General features: G+C 67.2%; 13 protein-coding genes and 2 tRNA genes. 7 read left to right on the top strand and 8 right to left on the bottom strand.

Going from position 1 to position 15,198, the window contains the following annotated elements:
- Nucleotides 1–11: 11 nt before the first annotated feature.
- The 5 genes from GORHZ_RS00655 (at nt 12) to GORHZ_RS31195 (ending at nt 4,308) form a co-directional block, all read left to right on the top strand.
- Entirely contained in the window at nt 12–2,075 is a 2,064-nt protein-coding gene (locus GORHZ_RS00655; RefSeq protein ID WP_006329321.1) for an NADPH-dependent 2,4-dienoyl-CoA reductase, read from the top strand.
- A gap of 60 nt (nt 2,076–2,135) precedes the next feature.
- Complete coding sequence (gene cmrA / locus GORHZ_RS00660) at nt 2,136–2,942, top strand: mycolate reductase (protein ID WP_006329326.1); 807 nt, start codon at nt 2,136–2,138, stop codon at nt 2,940–2,942.
- Nucleotides 2,943–3,014: 72 nt separating this feature from the next.
- On the top strand, nt 3,015–3,614 hold the full coding sequence (orn, locus tag GORHZ_RS00665; RefSeq protein WP_006329327.1) for an oligoribonuclease: 600 nt from the start codon (nt 3,015–3,017) through the stop codon (nt 3,612–3,614).
- A 105-nt stretch (nt 3,615–3,719) separates the two neighbouring features.
- Nucleotides 3,720–3,792 (top strand) — tRNA-His (locus GORHZ_RS00670).
- Between the two features lie 354 nt (nt 3,793–4,146).
- Entirely contained in the window at nt 4,147–4,308 is a 162-nt protein-coding gene (locus GORHZ_RS31195; RefSeq protein ID WP_006329328.1) for a hypothetical protein, read from the top strand.
- Nucleotides 4,309–4,378: 70 nt separating this feature from the next.
- On the opposite strand, the gene GORHZ_RS00675 is transcribed toward GORHZ_RS31195, so the two are convergent.
- The 5 genes from GORHZ_RS00675 to GORHZ_RS00695 all read right to left on the bottom strand — a co-directional run bounded on the left by GORHZ_RS00675 (nt 4,379) and on the right by GORHZ_RS00695 (nt 8,954).
- On the bottom strand, nt 4,379–5,869 hold the full coding sequence (locus tag GORHZ_RS00675) for a glycoside hydrolase family 183 protein (protein ID WP_006329337.1): 1,491 nt from the start codon (nt 5,867–5,869) through the stop codon (nt 4,379–4,381).
- A 66-nt stretch (nt 5,870–5,935) separates the two neighbouring features.
- Nucleotides 5,936–7,150, bottom strand: coding sequence for a L,D-transpeptidase (locus tag GORHZ_RS00680; RefSeq protein WP_006329338.1), 1,215 nt, complete (start codon nt 7,148–7,150; stop codon nt 5,936–5,938).
- 204 nt (nt 7,151–7,354) lie between these two features.
- A tRNA-Lys gene (locus GORHZ_RS00685) sits at nt 7,355–7,427 on the bottom strand.
- Between the two features lie 82 nt (nt 7,428–7,509).
- Nucleotides 7,510–8,736, bottom strand: a complete 1,227-nt coding sequence (locus GORHZ_RS00690) for a L,D-transpeptidase (RefSeq protein ID WP_006329339.1) — start codon at nt 8,734–8,736, stop codon at nt 7,510–7,512.
- Nucleotides 8,733–8,954 carry a DUF3618 domain-containing protein gene (locus GORHZ_RS00695; protein WP_006329340.1) on the bottom strand — a complete coding sequence of 74 codons (222 nt, stop codon included), beginning with the start codon at nt 8,952–8,954 and terminating at the stop codon, nt 8,733–8,735. The genes GORHZ_RS00690 and GORHZ_RS00695 overlap by 4 nt, the downstream gene beginning before the upstream one ends.
- A gap of 244 nt (nt 8,955–9,198) precedes the next feature.
- Here GORHZ_RS00695 and bcp point away from each other — a divergent pair, with 244 nt between their 5' ends.
- Complete coding sequence (gene bcp / locus GORHZ_RS00700; RefSeq protein WP_006329341.1) at nt 9,199–9,672, top strand: thioredoxin-dependent thiol peroxidase; 474 nt, start codon at nt 9,199–9,201, stop codon at nt 9,670–9,672.
- 24 nt (nt 9,673–9,696) lie between these two features.
- Nucleotides 9,697–10,329 carry a TetR/AcrR family transcriptional regulator gene (locus tag GORHZ_RS00705; protein WP_006329343.1) on the top strand — a complete coding sequence of 211 codons (633 nt, stop codon included), beginning with the start codon at nt 9,697–9,699 and terminating at the stop codon, nt 10,327–10,329.
- Nucleotides 10,330–10,383: 54 nt separating this feature from the next.
- On the opposite strand, the gene GORHZ_RS00710 is transcribed toward GORHZ_RS00705, so the two are convergent.
- The 3 genes from GORHZ_RS00710 to GORHZ_RS00720 all read right to left on the bottom strand — a co-directional run.
- Nucleotides 10,384–10,824 (bottom strand): nitroreductase family deazaflavin-dependent oxidoreductase, encoded by a 441-nt coding sequence (locus GORHZ_RS00710; RefSeq protein ID WP_006329345.1) that lies wholly within the window; start codon nt 10,822–10,824, stop codon nt 10,384–10,386.
- Nucleotides 10,825–10,911: 87 nt separating this feature from the next.
- Nucleotides 10,912–11,304 (bottom strand): holo-ACP synthase AcpS, encoded by a 393-nt coding sequence (gene acpS, locus GORHZ_RS00715; protein WP_040529547.1) that lies wholly within the window; start codon nt 11,302–11,304, stop codon nt 10,912–10,914.
- A 20-nt stretch (nt 11,305–11,324) separates the two neighbouring features.
- A partial coding sequence (locus tag GORHZ_RS00720; protein ID WP_006329349.1) for a beta-ketoacyl synthase N-terminal-like domain-containing protein occupies nt 11,325–15,198 on the bottom strand: 3,874 nt, incomplete at its 5' end.

The raw sequence follows: 15,198 nt of genomic DNA on the forward strand, positions 1-15,198 counted from the left end.
AAGGTATAGCCATGTCAGCCCACACGGCCGAACCGAATCCCTATTACCCGCATCTCTTCGAGCCTTTGCAGCTCGGCGGGACGACGTTGAAGAACCGGCTGGTCATGGGGTCGATGCACACCGGACTCGAGGATCGCCTCTGGGACACCGACAAGCTGGCCGCCTACTACGCCGAACGGGCCCGCGGCGGCGTCGGACTCATCATCACCGGAGGATTCGGCACCTCGCGGACCGGGCTGCTGGTGCCCTTCGCCGGCAAGATCACCAACGTCGCCGACGTCAAACGCCACCAGCGGCTGACCCGCGCCGTGCATCAGGAGGGCGGCAAGATCGCGGCCCAGCTGATCCACGCGGGCCGCTACGGGTACACGCCGTTCAAGGTCGCGCCGGGCTCCGAACCGTCGCCGATCCACCCGTTCAAGCATCTGAAGATGACCGAGCCGATCATCAAACACGTCATCCGTTCGTTCGGCCGGTCGGCCAAGCTGGCCCGCAAGGCGGGCTACGACGCGATCGAGATCATGGGCGGCGAGGGCTACCTCATCAACCAGTTCCTGTGCCCGCACACCAACGACCGCACCGACAAGTGGGGTGGCAGCACCGAGAACCGGCAGCGATTCCTCGTCGAGGTCATCAAGGAAATCCGCCGGCAGGTGCCGCGCGATTTCCCGATCATCCTGCGCCAGTCGATCGCCGACTTCGTGCGAAAGGGCCAGACCTGGGACGAGATCGCCCTGATGGCACGCAAGGCCGAGGAACTCGGCGTCGATGCGATCAACACCGACATCGGCTGGCATGAGGCCGGGGTGCCGACGATCGTCACGTCAGTGCCGCGCGCCGCGTTCGTCAAGTTCACCGAGCGCCTGCGCGACGAGGTGTCGATCCCGCTGATCGCGAGCAACCGCATCAACACCCCGGAGGTCGCCGAGGAGATCCTCGAGCGCGGCAAGGTCGATGCCATCTCGATGGCCCGGCCGATGCTGTCCGACCCCGACTTCGCGAACAAGGCGGAGGCCGGTCGTGCCGACGAGATCAACACCTGCATCGGCTGCAATCAGGCCTGCCTCGATCACGCCTTCGTCGGCAAGAAGGTCTCGTGCCTGCTCAACCCGCGCGCCGGACGTGAGACGACGCTGACCCTGGGTGCCACCCGGCGCGCCAAGCGCGTCGCCGTCGTCGGCGCGGGACCGGCCGGCCTGTCCGCGGCTGTCTCGGCGGCACAGCGCGGCCACAAGGTCGAGCTGTTCGAGGCCGGTGAGCGCATCGGCGGCCAGTTCTCCATCGCCGCAAGGATTCCCGGCAAGGAGGAGTTCAACGAAACCCTCCGCTACTACACCCGCCAGCTCGAGATCACCAACGTCACCGTGCATCTCAAGACCCGGGTCAGCGCAGATGACCTCATCGAGCGCAAGTTCGACGAGGTCATCGTCGCCACCGGCGTGACGCCCCGTATCCCGTCGATCCCGGGCATCGAGCACCCCATGGTGATGTCCTATGCCGATGCGGTCCTCGGTCACCGGGAGGTCGGCAAGCGGGTCGCGGTCATGGGCGCCGGCGGCATCGGCTTCGACGTCACCGAGTTCCTCACCGTCGACGAGTCGCCGACCCTGAACCTCAAAGAGTGGGAACAGGAGTGGGGCGTCAGCGAGGACCTGACCAAGCCGGGTTTCGTCACCAAGCCGCGGCCGCTGCCGGCGACCCGTCAGGTCTACATGGTCCAGCGCAAGTCCGGCGGACAGGGCAGGACACTGGGCAAGACCTCCGGCTGGGTGCACCGCGCGACCGTCAAGATGAAGGGCGTGGAACAGATCTCGGGCGCCACCTACGACAAGATCGACGACGCCGGTCTGCACCTGAGCTTCCGCGACGAGGAGGGCAACGTCACCGAGACGCGGCTGCTCGAGGTCGACAACATCGTGGTGTGTGCCGGTCAGGAGTCGGTGCGTGAACTCGTCGACCCGCTGACGGTCGCCGGCGTCACCACCCACGTCATCGGCGGCGCCGACCTGGCCGCCGAACTCGACGCCAAGCGGGCCATCCGCCAGGGCACCGAGGTGGCCGCCGGCATCTCCTGATCCGGCCGACGCCGGGGCGCGGCGCCGGTAAGTCGAGCAAGCACCACTAGACTTGCCGACATGCCGGTTCCCGCACCGTCCGAGTCCGCCCGCGCCGTCGTGACCGGCGCATCGTCGGGGATCGGGATGGCTCTGGCCTGGGCCCTGGCGGCACGGGGACATTCGCTGATCCTGGTGGCCCGCCGCGGCGACATCCTCGAGGACCTGTCCGGGCAGGTCCGCGACACGCACGGGGTCAAGGCCGAGGTACGTCCGGTCGACCTGTCCGATCCCATCGCCGTCGAGGTGCTCTGCGCCGAACTGGCCGGTCGCGAGATCTCCATCCTGTGCAACAACGCGGGCATCGCCACGTTCGGCCCGGTCAGCGAACTCGACCCCGACTACGAACGCGCGCAGGTCCGGCTGAACGTCAACGCCGTGCACGACCTGACGCTGGCGGTGCTGCCGCAGATGGTGCGCCGCGGTTCGGGAGGCATCCTCATGGTCGGTTCCGCGGCCGGGAACATGCCCATCCCCAACAACGCCACCTACGCCGCGTCGAAGGCGTTTGTGAACACCTTCAGCGAGTCAGTGCGCGGTGAGGTCGCCGATCAGGGCGTGCACGTCACCTTGCTGGCGCCCGGCCCGGTGCGAACCGAGACCCCCGCGCCCGAGGACGCGTCCATCGTCGATCGGCTGGTCCCCGACTTCCTGTGGCATTCCAGCGCCAAAGTCGCCGAGATGAGCCTGGATGCGTTGGACCACAACAAGATGCGCATCGTCCCGGGAACGCTGTCGAAGGCGATGTCGGTGGCCGGTGGGTACAGTCCGCGCTCCGTGGTCGCACCCATCGTCGGGACCTTCTACCGCAAACTCGGCGACGGCTGACGGGCGCGCGACGGGGCTCGCCACGCCGAGGACCCCGGCGACTGTACGGACGGGGCTACTAAGGTTGAACGGATGCAGGACAAACTCGTATGGATCGACTGCGAGATGACCGGTCTGCGGATCGAATCGGACAAGTTGATCGAGATCGCAGCCCTGGTCACCGACAGCGAACTCAACGTCCTCGGCGAGGGTGTGGACATAGTGATCCACGCCTCCGACGAGGATCTGGCGGCGATGCCCGACGTGGTCACCAAGATGCATGCCGATTCGGGTCTCACCGACGAGGTCCGCGCGTCGACGGTGAGCGTCGCCGAGGCCGAGAAGCAGGTGCTCGACTACATCCGGTCTCAGGTCACCACCGCCGGGGCGGTACCACTGGCCGGGAACTCGATCGCGACCGACCGCGCATTCCTCGCCCGCTACATGCCCGAACTCGACAACTACCTGCACTACCGCATGGTCGACGTCAGCTCGATCAAGGAGTTGTGTCGGCGCTGGTACCCGAAGATCTACTTCGGTCAGCCGGAAAAGGGACTCGCCCACCGCGCGCTCGCCGACATAAAGGAGTCGATCCGCGAGCTCAAGTACTACCGCGCCACCGCGTTCGTGCCACTGCCCGGACCCGAGCAGGATGCGATCACGGCCGTCGTGTCGGATCTCGGACCTGCGTGAACACGCCGAATCGGGGCCGATTGGAGTTCGGCGGTCCCGACCGCTAGAGTATGTCCTTGGCTCTGGAACCTGGTGTAGGCAATACCTGGGTGACGGACGCCGATGGTGAGTGTAGTTCAGTTGGTAGAGCACCAGGTTGTGATCCTGGCTGTCGCGGGTTCGAGTCCCGTCACTCACCCCGAAGACACCGCCCCACCCGCGCGACGCAGGTGGGGCGGTGTTGTTTCCCGGGGAAGTCAGGCCCTCTGATCCCCTGCTGCCTCCTGCGTCGCGCTCGCGAGCTCTTCCAGCACCTACAGGTACGTCCACTGACCCGGATTCGCGGCCCACTGCGTCCTATCCGATGATCTCCGGTACGACCTCCACAGCGTGGAACGATTGCGGCGCCTCATACCCGTGTGGACCGGGGGCGAACGGGAAACCGACCTGTTCGACGCCCACCGGATCCCGTCCGACGCCGCCGTCGGCCACCTGGCCTCCCAGCGGTGACGACGACCCCGCGAATTCATTTCCGTCGCGTACGATATCGCGCGTGCTGGAGGATCTGAACAAGGCGGCCAAGAAGGTCGGACTACATGTGGCCAAGGCGAAGAAGGATGGCCTGTACTCCGTCCGGAAGGCAAAGACCGGCAAGCTGATCGAGAAGAACATCGACGCCGACGAGGTCGAGAAACTCATCAAGAAGTACAAGTGACGACCACGTGCGCTCGACGCCCGGGTGCGCGCTCGACGCCCGGGTGCGCGCTCGACGATCCGGAGCGCCGTCAGTAGACCGTGGCGCGCATCAACGAGACGTTGTACTCCGACCACGTCGACATCGTGAAGTAGAGGTCGTGCGCGGTCGACCAGGGGTGCAGGAATCCGCCGTACAACTGGTTGTGGTCCAAGGAATGCACGAGAACGGCGGGTTGGGACCACAGGCCCTGCGGCGCACGCGCCGTCCGTAGCACGATCGCGCTGCGGATCACGTCCAGGTAGGTCATCTGCCATCGCTGGCTCTCGGCGTCGTAGCGCACCGACAGCTCGCCCGTCGGGCCGGCGAAAAGCGTGGATGCCACGTTGCCGTCGCGGGCCGGCATCCACCGTCCGTTACGCCAGTACTGGTAGGCGGTCTTGTTCAGGATGTCGCCCTTGGCGACCCGCGCGAGGCCGATCGAGCCGAGGCGCGAGTTGGGTGTTCCGAACATGTAGACGTACTCGCCCTGCGGGACCATCGCCGACACCTGGAACTGACTGGTCCCGAAGATGTTGTCCCACCGCACGTACGGATCCTTCGTCCAGGTCGAACCGCCGTCGTCGGAGTAGGCCAGGCCACCGTAGTTGGTCAGCCATGTACCCGGGATCGGCCCCCAGGTCCGTACCGACATGTAGCTCATGAACTGCCGATCCCCGATGGCGAAACCCGATGTGGGGATGGACGTCAGCTCGAGGCGGTCGATGCGGCGGGACGAGATGAGCTGCGCCGCATGACAACGACTGTCCTGGACCATGGTGTCGATCGACATCCCGTCGGCCAGCTTCTTGTCGGCGCTGAAACCCAACACGTTGCTGCGCCAATCCCCACCGTTGGCGCCCGGCGGCTTGAAGCCCTTCCCGAAGGTGTCGCCGAACACGATCGCGACCTGCCCGGGTTTGGACTCCCACATGATGCCGAGATCGGTACCGTTGATCTGCCAACGCTTGTCGGTCCGGCTCGTCGACCCCTTGCCGGTCAGCGACGCGACGTAATCCACCTTTCCGACCTGTGCCGGTGGGAGGTCGGGCGCGACCGGGGCGGCGTCGACACCCGGATGAACCGCGGGCGGCCGTGGCGGCAACGGTGCCGGATTCGGGTTCGGCACCGGCACCGGAATGTCCTTGGGCGCCAGATCGAACGAGATCTTGGGGAACTCGATGCTCCCTGCGGGGCCGTTTGGCTTGGGCGGATCGGTGATGTCGGGGCACGGATCGGTGCACGGCTTCTTCGGCGGCAGCTGCGACGGAATCCGCACCGCGGGCGGCTCCGCGGATTCCGGCTCAGGTACCAATCGGATCCGGGGATACGGCAGCGGGATACCGATGCGGTCCGGGATCAGGTCACGCGGATCGAATGGTTTGGACTGCGGTTGGGCGGGAAGGTCGGCTTCGCAGCCCGAGCTCGGGAGCCATTGCGGTTGGGCATCGGCCGTCGCCGGTGTCACGACCGAGAGCAGACCCGCAGTCAGTGCGACGGCGCACACCGCAATGGGTGCGCGGTACCCGTTGCTTGCGGCCATCGTCGGCTCCCCCTCGTCGTGTGATCAGGTGGAATCTATCAGTGACGAGGTCGGGATGCCGAGAGATCAGGCGTTACCTTTGGACCACTCACTCCACGGGATGTTCCAGTCCCCGAGACCATCGACGCCCGACAGCGTGCCGCCGGAGGTGTTCTTCACGATCACCGGATCGCCGCGCAGCGTGTTCTGCATGACCCACAGCGCGTTGTCGGGGCTCAGGTTCAGACATCCGTGACTGGTGTTGGTGTTGCCCTGCGCCCACACCGACCACGGGGCGGAGTGGAGGAAGATCCCGCTGTAGGACATCCGGGTCGCGTAGTCCACCGGCGTGCGGTAGCCGTTGGCTGAGTTGACCGGAACCCCATAGGTCGACGAGTCCATGATGATGTTGTCGTGCTTGTCCGAGATCAGGTATACGCCGTTGTCGGTCTCGTCGCCCGGCTTGCCCATCGACGTGGGCATGGTGCGAATCACGTTGCCGTCGCGGTTGACCGCGACCTGCTTGGTGTTGTCGTCGGCGGTGATGATCATCGAACGACCGATGCGGAAGTTCGTGCGCACGTTCTCCTGACCGAACAGACCGTCGCCGAGGTTGATGCCATAGGTGTTGACCGCGACGTCGACGGTCGTACCGGTCTTCCACCAGTGCTCCGGACGCCACCGCACCTCGGAGTCGCTGATCCAGTAGAAGGCACCCTCGGTCGGCGGGTTCGTGGTGATCCGGATGGCGTCCTGGGCAGCCCTGCGGTTCGGGATCGGCTCGTCGAACTTGATCGCCACCGGCTGACCGATCCCGACCGTCTCACCGGGCGACGGTGTGAGGTACGCCTGGGTCAGGTTGTTGGGTGCCTGTGTGGTGAACGAGACCCGCTTGGTACTCCGGCCACCGACGCCGACCGCGTCGGCCTGCACGGTATAGGTACGGTTGTAGCCCAAGGGCTCGGCACTGGTCCAGATCGTTCCGTCGGCCGACAGCTCCCCCTTGACCGGAGAGCCGTCGGCCTTGTCGATCCGGACGTTCGTGATCGACCCCTCTCGGGCCGACACGGTGATCGGGGCGCCCGGTTGAATGCCGACGGCTTGGTCGGCGAGCGGCCGGTTCCCCAACTCGGTGATCTCCACGCCCGGCTTGAGCATGTCGTCGAAGAGGGTCGAGCTACCGACCTCCGAGGAGTAGGTCGGCTCCTCTGAGCACGATGAGACCAATGCGACGACGCCGACGAGGGCGACGATCAGGGCCGGAAGTGTGCGACGCCTGCCCCGGGTATGACCGTTCCGCATGATCCTCCAAATCGTGTGGTCAGCCGACTCCCACCGCGCGCCCCGACGACGGGGACGACCAATCCCCCATCGGATGCGGTTTCGTCGTCCAGTGTACGAGACGCCGCCCGTAATGCCCGACTTCGCGCGCCGGTCCCGCCACCGGGTGCGACGAAACTCCGGGACAAGAGAAAACGCCCCGCAGATGCGGGGCGTTTTCTAACGTGCGCCATCAGGGACTCGAACCCCGAACCCGCTGATTAAGAGTCAGCTGCTCTGCCAATTGAGCTAATGGCGCTTGCCGGTGCGAGAAGGAACCTTACATGTCCAAGCGGCAGAAGTGAAATCGCCTGCTCAGGAAGGTCTCCGGCACCGTGGGCTCAAGCGTTGCCCTTCTTCCACACCGACCACGGCACGTTCCAGTCGCCCAGGCCGTCGTCACCCGGAAGCGGAGGCCCGACAGTGTTTTTCGCGATGACGATGTCGCCGCGCAGTGCGGTGTTCAGGAACCACTCGGCATTGGCGGGGCTCACATTGAGGCATCCGTTGCTGACATCGTCATACCCCTGGTCACCCAGGGACCACGGCGCGGAGTGGACGTAGATGCCGCTGAACGAGATACGGGTCGCGTCGTAGACCGTCTCCCGGTATCCGCCCGGTGAACTGACCGGCACCCCGTAGGTCGAGGAGTCCATGATCACACTGGGCTCACGTTCGGCGACGATGTAGATGCCGTTGTTGGTGGGGGTGGAGTCCTTGCCCATCGAGGTCGGCATCGTCCTGACGACCTTGTCGTCGATCGAGACGGTGATCTCGTGGGTCGAGTCGTCGGCGACCGCCACGAGACTGCGTCCCACACGGAAGTTCGTGGTGAGGTCGTTGTCGCCGAACACACCGTCGCCGAGGTCGATACCCTTCGTCTTCACCTCGACGTGGACAGTGGTTCCCGGCTTCCAGAAGTGCTCGGGTCGCCACCGCAGCATGCTGTCGTTGAGCCAGTAGAAGGCTCCGTCGACCGGCGGGTCGGTCGTCACCGCGATCGCGTTCTGTACGTTGCGCTTGTTCGCGATCGGGGTGTCGAAATTGATCGCGACGGGCTGTCCGATCCCGACCGTCTCCCCGTCGGAGGTCACGCTGGACGCGTAGGCGAGCGAGTCGGCCGAAGCGGTGGAGAACGCGATCTTGCGTGCGCCGGCTCCGTCGACGCCGCGCGCGATGGCGGTGAGCGTGTAGTCGGCCCCGTAGTCGAGGGCATCCGACGAGACCCAGCTCGAACCGTCCACCGACGTGTTCCCGGCCACCGGACCCTCCGGTCCGGTCACCACCACCGACGACAGACTGCCCTTGTGCGCGGTCACGGTGATGGGCGCGCCCGGCATCACACCGACGGCGTGGTCACCCATGGGCGCCGAGCCCCAGCCGGTCACCGAGATGGTGGGCTGGGCGAGCACATCCAGGCTTTCCGCGTTGGTGACGGTGTCGGGGTAGGTCGGCGCCGACGAACAGCCGGCCAGCGCCGACACGGTCAATCCGACGGCCACCGCCGTCGCGAGGCCGGCGCGACGCCGACGAGTGTTGCTTTCCTTCGAGGGACGAACGGTGCTCAATGAGTGATCTTCCGTACGACGATGACCATGACGAGCACGCCGACGCCCGCGAGACCGAACTTGACCGCCGGCGTGTTGAGGGTGGCGACCACCTTGGTCTTCAGGTCGTCGGCCAAGCGCTGCGGGCTCGTCCGCTCGGCCAGTGCATCGAGCGTCTTGGCCAGGTCCTCGCGTGCCTGTGCGATCTCCTGCTCGATACGTTCGGTATCCCCGGCCACGTTGTTCCTCCCAGAGTTCGACGGCGGAGTGGTCGGCGGCGTCGGAGCGGTCGGCTCACCGGTTGCCAACCCACCCCGTTCTGACGCACGCACCCGACCGTTCGAGACTACGGCATCACCGGGTATTCCTCGTGATCTGCTGCGCGTCGCGTCATTCCGGCCGCACCTGCAAAACGCGCATATCCGGCCCCGTCGGGCCACCGGTCCGGGCCGGTCGTCGCACCGATCGACTAGCCTGACGACTATGTCACCCAGCACGCGGTTGTCCGTCGGCGACCAAGCCCCCGCATTCACGCTCCCCGATGCGCAGGACAAGCCGGTTTCACTCGCCGATTATGCGGGCCGGAAGGTGATCGTCTACTTCTACCCCGCCGCCGCGACGCCGGGCTGCACCAAGCAGGCGTGTGATTTCCGTGACAATCTGTCCGACCTGAACGAGGCCGGCATCGATGTGCTCGGGATCTCGCCGGACAAACCCGCCAAGCTCGCGAAGTTCATCGAGAAGGAGGGACTCACCTTCCCGCTGCTGTCCGATCCGGACAGGACCGTCCTCACCGAGTGGGGCGCGTTCGGCGAGAAGAAGATGTACGGCAAGACGGTCACCGGCGTGATCCGATCCACCTTCCTGGTCGACGAGGAGGGCACCATCGAGGCGGCGCAGTACAACGTCCGAGCCACCGGCCACGTCGCCAAACTCCGGCGCGACCTGTCGGTCTGATCTTCCGGACGGACCCGACGACACATGTCCGCACCACTGGCCGAGCCGCTGGTCCCGCGCAAGCGGCCCACGCAGGAGCGCAGCAAGAAGAAGTTCTCTGCGATGCTGGCGGCGGCCCGTGACCTGCTGACCGAGGTCGGCTTCGAGTCCCTCACCTGCGAGGAGATCGCCTCACGCGCCGAGGTCCCCATCGGGACCCTCTACCAGTACTTCGCCAACAAGTACGTCATCGTGTGTGAGCTCGATCGCCAGGACACCGTCGATGTCCGCGAGGAACTCGCCGCCTTCGCCACGGAGATCCCGTCACTGGACTGGCCACGTCTGCTCGAGAAGTTCCTCGACCACCTCGCCGCGCTGTGGCGCGACGACCCGTCGCGCCGGGCCGTGTGGCTGGCGGTCCAATCCACGCCGGCCACGCGGGCAACCGCGGCGCAGAACGAGAAGGTGCTCGCCGACCAGGTGGCCCGCATCCTTGCGCCGCTCACCCCGACCCAGCGTTCCCGCCGCGAGATGATGTCACAGGTGCTCGTCCACACCGCGTATTCGGTGCTCAGCTTCTCGGTGCAGGACGGCCACGATCACGAGCAGACCGTGAAGGAGCTGAAACGGATGCTGGCCGGCTATCTGCTCCTCGAGGAGACCACCGCCGAAGACTGACTCCCCGAGTGTTCTGGCGAGCGGGGCGAGTGCTCAGGCGAGCGGGGCGAGTGCTCAGGCGAGCGGGGCGAGTTCGAAGACAGGATGCCGGTCGGCCTCCGCACGAAACTCCTCCACCGGTGAATCGGGCCCCGCACGGAAGTAGTCACGCGGTGGGCCGGTGATCTGCAGGTACTGCTTGAGAACCGGTGCGGCCTCCTCCGCGGAGACCTCTCGCACCGCCCACTCCCGGTCCTCGTGGCGCCGCCGGATCCGCACGGCGCCCGCGGCGCGTGCGTTGTGGACCCAACCGACGGGTCCGTACGGAGCGACCAGCCAGCGACGTCCGTCCCCCTCGACGAGGGTCACCGGATGACTGTGGTATCGACCGGATCTCCGGCCTCGTGTGGTCAGCAGGTAGGTGTGCGGGATCAGACCCAGTCGCACCGGGATCGACATGATCCTGTCGCCGAACCGACGCAGCCGGGTCATCGAAAACGTCTTGACCTCGGACATGCCCCGATTATGGGCTCACCGCCGCGCAGACGACAACACCCGCACCGGGGCCGTGCCCCTGGTGCGGGTGTTGTTCTCGAACGAAACTCAGACGCCCTCGAGGATGGCCACGGCTGCGGCCATGTCCCCGTCGTGCGTCAGCGAGACGTGTACCCGGGTGTCCTTGAGGTGCTCACCGATCTCACCGGAGAGCCGGATCGCCGGGCGGCCCCAGTTGTCGGTGACGACCTCGATGTCGCTGTGGCGGATGAGCGGCAGCAGCGGTGATCGCGAGAATCGGCTGACCGACCACGCCTTCACCACGGCTTCTTTCGCAGCCCACCGCGCGGCCAGATGACGCGCCTCGTCTCCGGTGCCGGCCGCCGCGTCACGACGCTCGCGGACCGTGAACCGGTCCCCGAACGTCGTGCCCGGCTGCTTCAACTGCTCACCGAATTCCGGGACCGACACGATGTCGATTCCGACTCCGAGCACATTCATTGCCGCATCCGCCTCCGGCTTCACTCTGCCCCACCAACGTTGACGCGAGCGTAGCTGCCGTCGGCGGCCAGGCGAACAGCGGGGTCGAGCAACACGTCGGCCTCGGCGTCGTGCTCGTCGACCGCAGCGTCGAATCGACGGTTCGGCGGGCGCTTGTAGGCCGGCTCGACACCGCACATCGCCTCGAGCAGACGCTGGCTGCCCTTGCGGGCCCGCTCCTCCGACACCCGGCGGTACTCCTCGGCCTGCTCCGGATCGAGCGTCGCCACGAAGGCTTCCGGATGGACCACCGCGATCAGACCGGACACGTGACCGAATCCGAGGCTGGTCAGCAGACCCGCCTTGAGCGGGAACCGCTCGCCGAGATTCAGGGTCTCGCGTGCCCACACCAGGTGCGGGTACTCGCGCATCTGCTCGTCGACACAGTCCAGGCTGCGGTTCGGCGGGATGACGCCGTCGCGGAGCAGCTGGCACAGGCCGATCAGCTGGAAGGCGGCGGCGCCGCCCTTGGCGTGACCGGTCAGCGACTTCTGCGACACCACGAACATCGGTGCACCGTCGGTCCGACCGATCGCCGAGGCCAGCCGCTCGTGCAGCTCGGACTCGTTGGGGTCGTTGGCCCGCGTGGAGGTGTCGTGCTTGGAGATCACCGCGACATCGTCGGAGGAGACACCCAGCGCGCTCAGCGCGCACGCCAGCGGCGAGGAAGCCGCACCGCGGGCGGCACCCAGTGCACCCAGACCCGGAGCCGGGATGGAGGTGTGCACACCGTCACCGAAGCTCTGCGCCCAGGCGACCACGCCGAGGACCGGCAGACCCATCTGGGCCGCGACATCACCACGGGCCAGCAGGATCGTCCCGCCACCGGCGGATTCGACGAATCCGCCGCGACGACGGTCGTTGGCCCGCGAGAACCGGCGATCCTCGATGCCGCGCGCGGTCATCTTCGCCGACTCCGCGGTCGCATTCATGTCGCCGAATCCGACGATGCCCTCGATACCGAGATCGTCGAAGCCGCCGGCCACCGCGAACAGTGCCTTGCCGAGGCGGATCTTGTCGACACCCTCCTCGACCGAGACGGCGGCCGTCGCACACGCGGCGACCGGGTGGATCATCGCGCCGTAGCTACCGACATACGACTGGACCACGTGGGCCGCAACGATGTTCGGCAAGGCCTCCTGCAGGATGTCGTTGGCCTTCGACTCGCCGAGCAGCGTGTTGATGTAGAGCTCGCGCATCGACATCATGCCGCCCATACCGGTGCCCTGGGTGTTGGCCACCAGACCGGGGTGCACCCACCGCATCAGTTCCGACGGGGTGAAGCCCGACGTCAGGAAGGCATCGACGGTCGCCACCAGATTCCACAGGGCCACCCGGTCGATCGACTCGGCCATGTCGGGCGAGACGCCCCAGCGGGTCGGGTCGAAACCGGTCGGGATCTGACCGCCGACGGAACGGGACAGCGAGAACTGCCGTGGCACACGGATTTCCGTGCCGGCCAGGCGGGTGACCTGCCAGTCGCCGGTCTCGGCGTTCTCCGCGACGCGGGTCTTCTCCGGGTTTGCCGCGGCGAATGCCCGGGCCTCGGCCTCGGAGCTCACCGTGAAGGTGAGGTCCTCGTCGAGGAAGACCGACGTGAGCAGCGGCGAGGTGTTGTCGACCATCGCACCCTCGTCCGCGTAGCGGCGGATACCGCAGCGGGACACGACCTCGTCGTGGTAGCGCTCGGCGATGTCGCTTTCCGCCACCGGGTCCCCGGACTCGGTGTCGTACCAGCCCGGCTTGGGCGCGTCGTCCCAGTGGATCAGCCCGGTGTTCCACGCGAGCTCGACGACGCCTGCCGCCGAGAGCTTCTCGTTGACCTCCATCTCGAAGCGGGTGCGCGACGAACCGTACGGTCCGAGCTCACCGGCACCGACGATGACGACCAGATCCTCCGGACGGGCGTCGATCGTCGGCCACTGCGGGGTCAGACCCTTGGGCGCACGAGCCGGCGCCGGCAGCGCCGGCACGGTGGCGACCTCGACGTCGGCGGCCTCGGCCTCTGCCGACTCGGCCGCGGCCGAGGACAGCGCCTTCAGGTCGATCGACGGATCGAGTCCACCGGTGAAGTCGCCCAGGACCGGCTTGGTCCGTGCGTCCTCACGCTGCTCCGGCGTGCACAGGCCGAGCAGGTTGGCGGCCATCTCGTCGGTGCTCCAGGTGCGGACACCGGCGGCCTCGACCGCGGTCACCATGACGTCGTTGTGGCCCATCAGACCGGTACCGCGAACCCAGCCGATGAGGGCATGGGCCAGCGTTGTCTTCTGATTCCACGAGTCCTCCGCCGACCAGCGGGTGACCAGGGCGTCGAGGGCGGCCTTGCTCTCGCCGTAGGCGCCGTCGCCGCCGAACATGCCGCGGTTCGGGGAACCGGGCAGCACCACGTGGACGCGGGCCGCGATGTCATGGTCGGCGCGCAGGTCGGCCAGTCCGGCGATCAGCCGTTCCACCGACCAGAGCAGCACCTTCATCTCGAGCTCGGCGCGACCACCGGCGTCGGTGAGGTCACCGGCCACCCGCGGCGCCGCGAACGGGAACAGCATGGTGGGCTTCATCGCCGGCTTGATGACCGCCGTGGTGCCACCGAGGTTCTCGGTCTGCTCGGAACCGACCCACTCCACCAGGTCGTCGACGTCGGTGTAGGACGCCATGTTCGCCGGCGCCACCCACAGCGCGGCCTCGTGACGGGCGTTCTCGCGGTAGAGCTTCTTGTAGAAGGCGAGCTTGTCGGAGCTCAGCTTCGAGGTCGTCGCGACGACGGTGGCACCGCCGGCCAGCAGGCCTGCGATGACGCCCGAGGCGATCGACCCCTTGCCGGCACCCGTCACGACCGCGATCTCGTCGGCCCACTGGCCGACACCCGGCTGCTCCGCGGCCTGCGCGATGGACCCGAAGATCGTGGCGTGCACCGCGTTTCCGGTCGCCAGCGCCTTGCCCTGCCACCAGGTGGCGTGTTGGGCGACGGTGCTGCCGGCGCCTTCGAAGCGCGCCACGAGCTTGTCGTGGTCGGCGTCGAGTTCCTGCTCGTCGGTCAGCCAGATGCGGACCAGGTCCTCACGGCTGGTCGCCCACCGGTCGTCGACGAGGACGACCTTCGCGGCGTCGAACGCCGGCGCGACGGTGCGCGCCCAGTCGGAACCGAGTTCGGCACTGACCCGTTCGGCGATGGCCGCGTTCGGGTCCTCGGCGAGGGCCGCGGTCTCCGCGACGTCGGCGAGGCCGAGCTTGGACAGCACGGTGTAGGCGGCCGAGGCCAACGCACCCGAACGACCGGTCAGCTGCTCGGTGAACTCGCCGAGCGCCGCAGCGTCGACCGTCGCGCCGCCGCCACCGTCGGCGGCGGGCTTGGCGACCGAGATGCCGCGCGCGGCACCCACCGACGTGACTGCCTTGTCGATCAGCGCGTCGAGCGCATCCGTGTTGGCCAGCGGACCGTCGAGCAGGTTGCCGAGCGCCTCGCCACGGACGCTGGCACCCTCACGGGTTCCGAGGGCGAGCGCCACGGTGGTGTGCAGACCCCAGCCCGGGCCGAGCTGCCAGACGCCCGAGACACGGTCGGTGATGTAGGACTGACGCTTCCCGACCGGGCCGAGGACCTTGCGGACCTGGTCACCGACGGCGTCGGTGAGCACCGGGCCGAGCGGCTTGTATCCGCGGGCCAGCGTCGACACGGTCGACGCAAGCGCGTTCATGTCCGCCTCGGCGGCACCGTCGATGGCACCGAGTCCGAGCTCACCACCGATGTCGAGCAGCAGCTGGTTGCGGCGCGACGAGACACCGTCGCACAGCGCCTCGATGGTGTCGGCCGAACCGATCTGATCGGTACGCATCTTGGTCCACAGCGCGATCACC

It is taken from the genome of Gordonia rhizosphera NBRC 16068, assembly GCF_000298195.1.
In the GTDB taxonomy this organism is placed as follows: Bacteria; Actinomycetota; Actinomycetes; order Mycobacteriales; family Mycobacteriaceae; genus Gordonia; species Gordonia rhizosphera.

Coding starts and splice junctions, on each gene's coding strand:
- GORHZ_RS00655 (WP_006329321.1), top strand. CDS start 12: ATGTCAGCCCACACGGCCGAACCGAATCCCTATTACCCGCATCTCTTC.
- cmrA (WP_006329326.1), top strand. CDS start 2,136: ATGCCGGTTCCCGCACCGTCCGAGTCCGCCCGCGCCGTCGTGACCGGC.
- orn (WP_006329327.1), top strand. CDS start 3,015: ATGCAGGACAAACTCGTATGGATCGACTGCGAGATGACCGGTCTGCGG.
- GORHZ_RS00675 (WP_006329337.1), bottom strand. CDS start 5,869: ATGGCCGCAAGCAACGGGTACCGCGCACCCATTGCGGTGTGCGCCGTC.
- GORHZ_RS00680 (WP_006329338.1), bottom strand. CDS start 7,150: ATGCGGAACGGTCATACCCGGGGCAGGCGTCGCACACTTCCGGCCCTG.
- bcp (WP_006329341.1), top strand. CDS start 9,199: ATGTCACCCAGCACGCGGTTGTCCGTCGGCGACCAAGCCCCCGCATTC.
- GORHZ_RS00705 (WP_006329343.1), top strand. CDS start 9,697: ATGTCCGCACCACTGGCCGAGCCGCTGGTCCCGCGCAAGCGGCCCACG.
- GORHZ_RS00710 (WP_006329345.1), bottom strand. CDS start 10,824: ATGTCCGAGGTCAAGACGTTTTCGATGACCCGGCTGCGTCGGTTCGGC.
- acpS (WP_040529547.1), bottom strand. CDS start 11,304: ATGAATGTGCTCGGAGTCGGAATCGACATCGTGTCGGTCCCGGAATTC.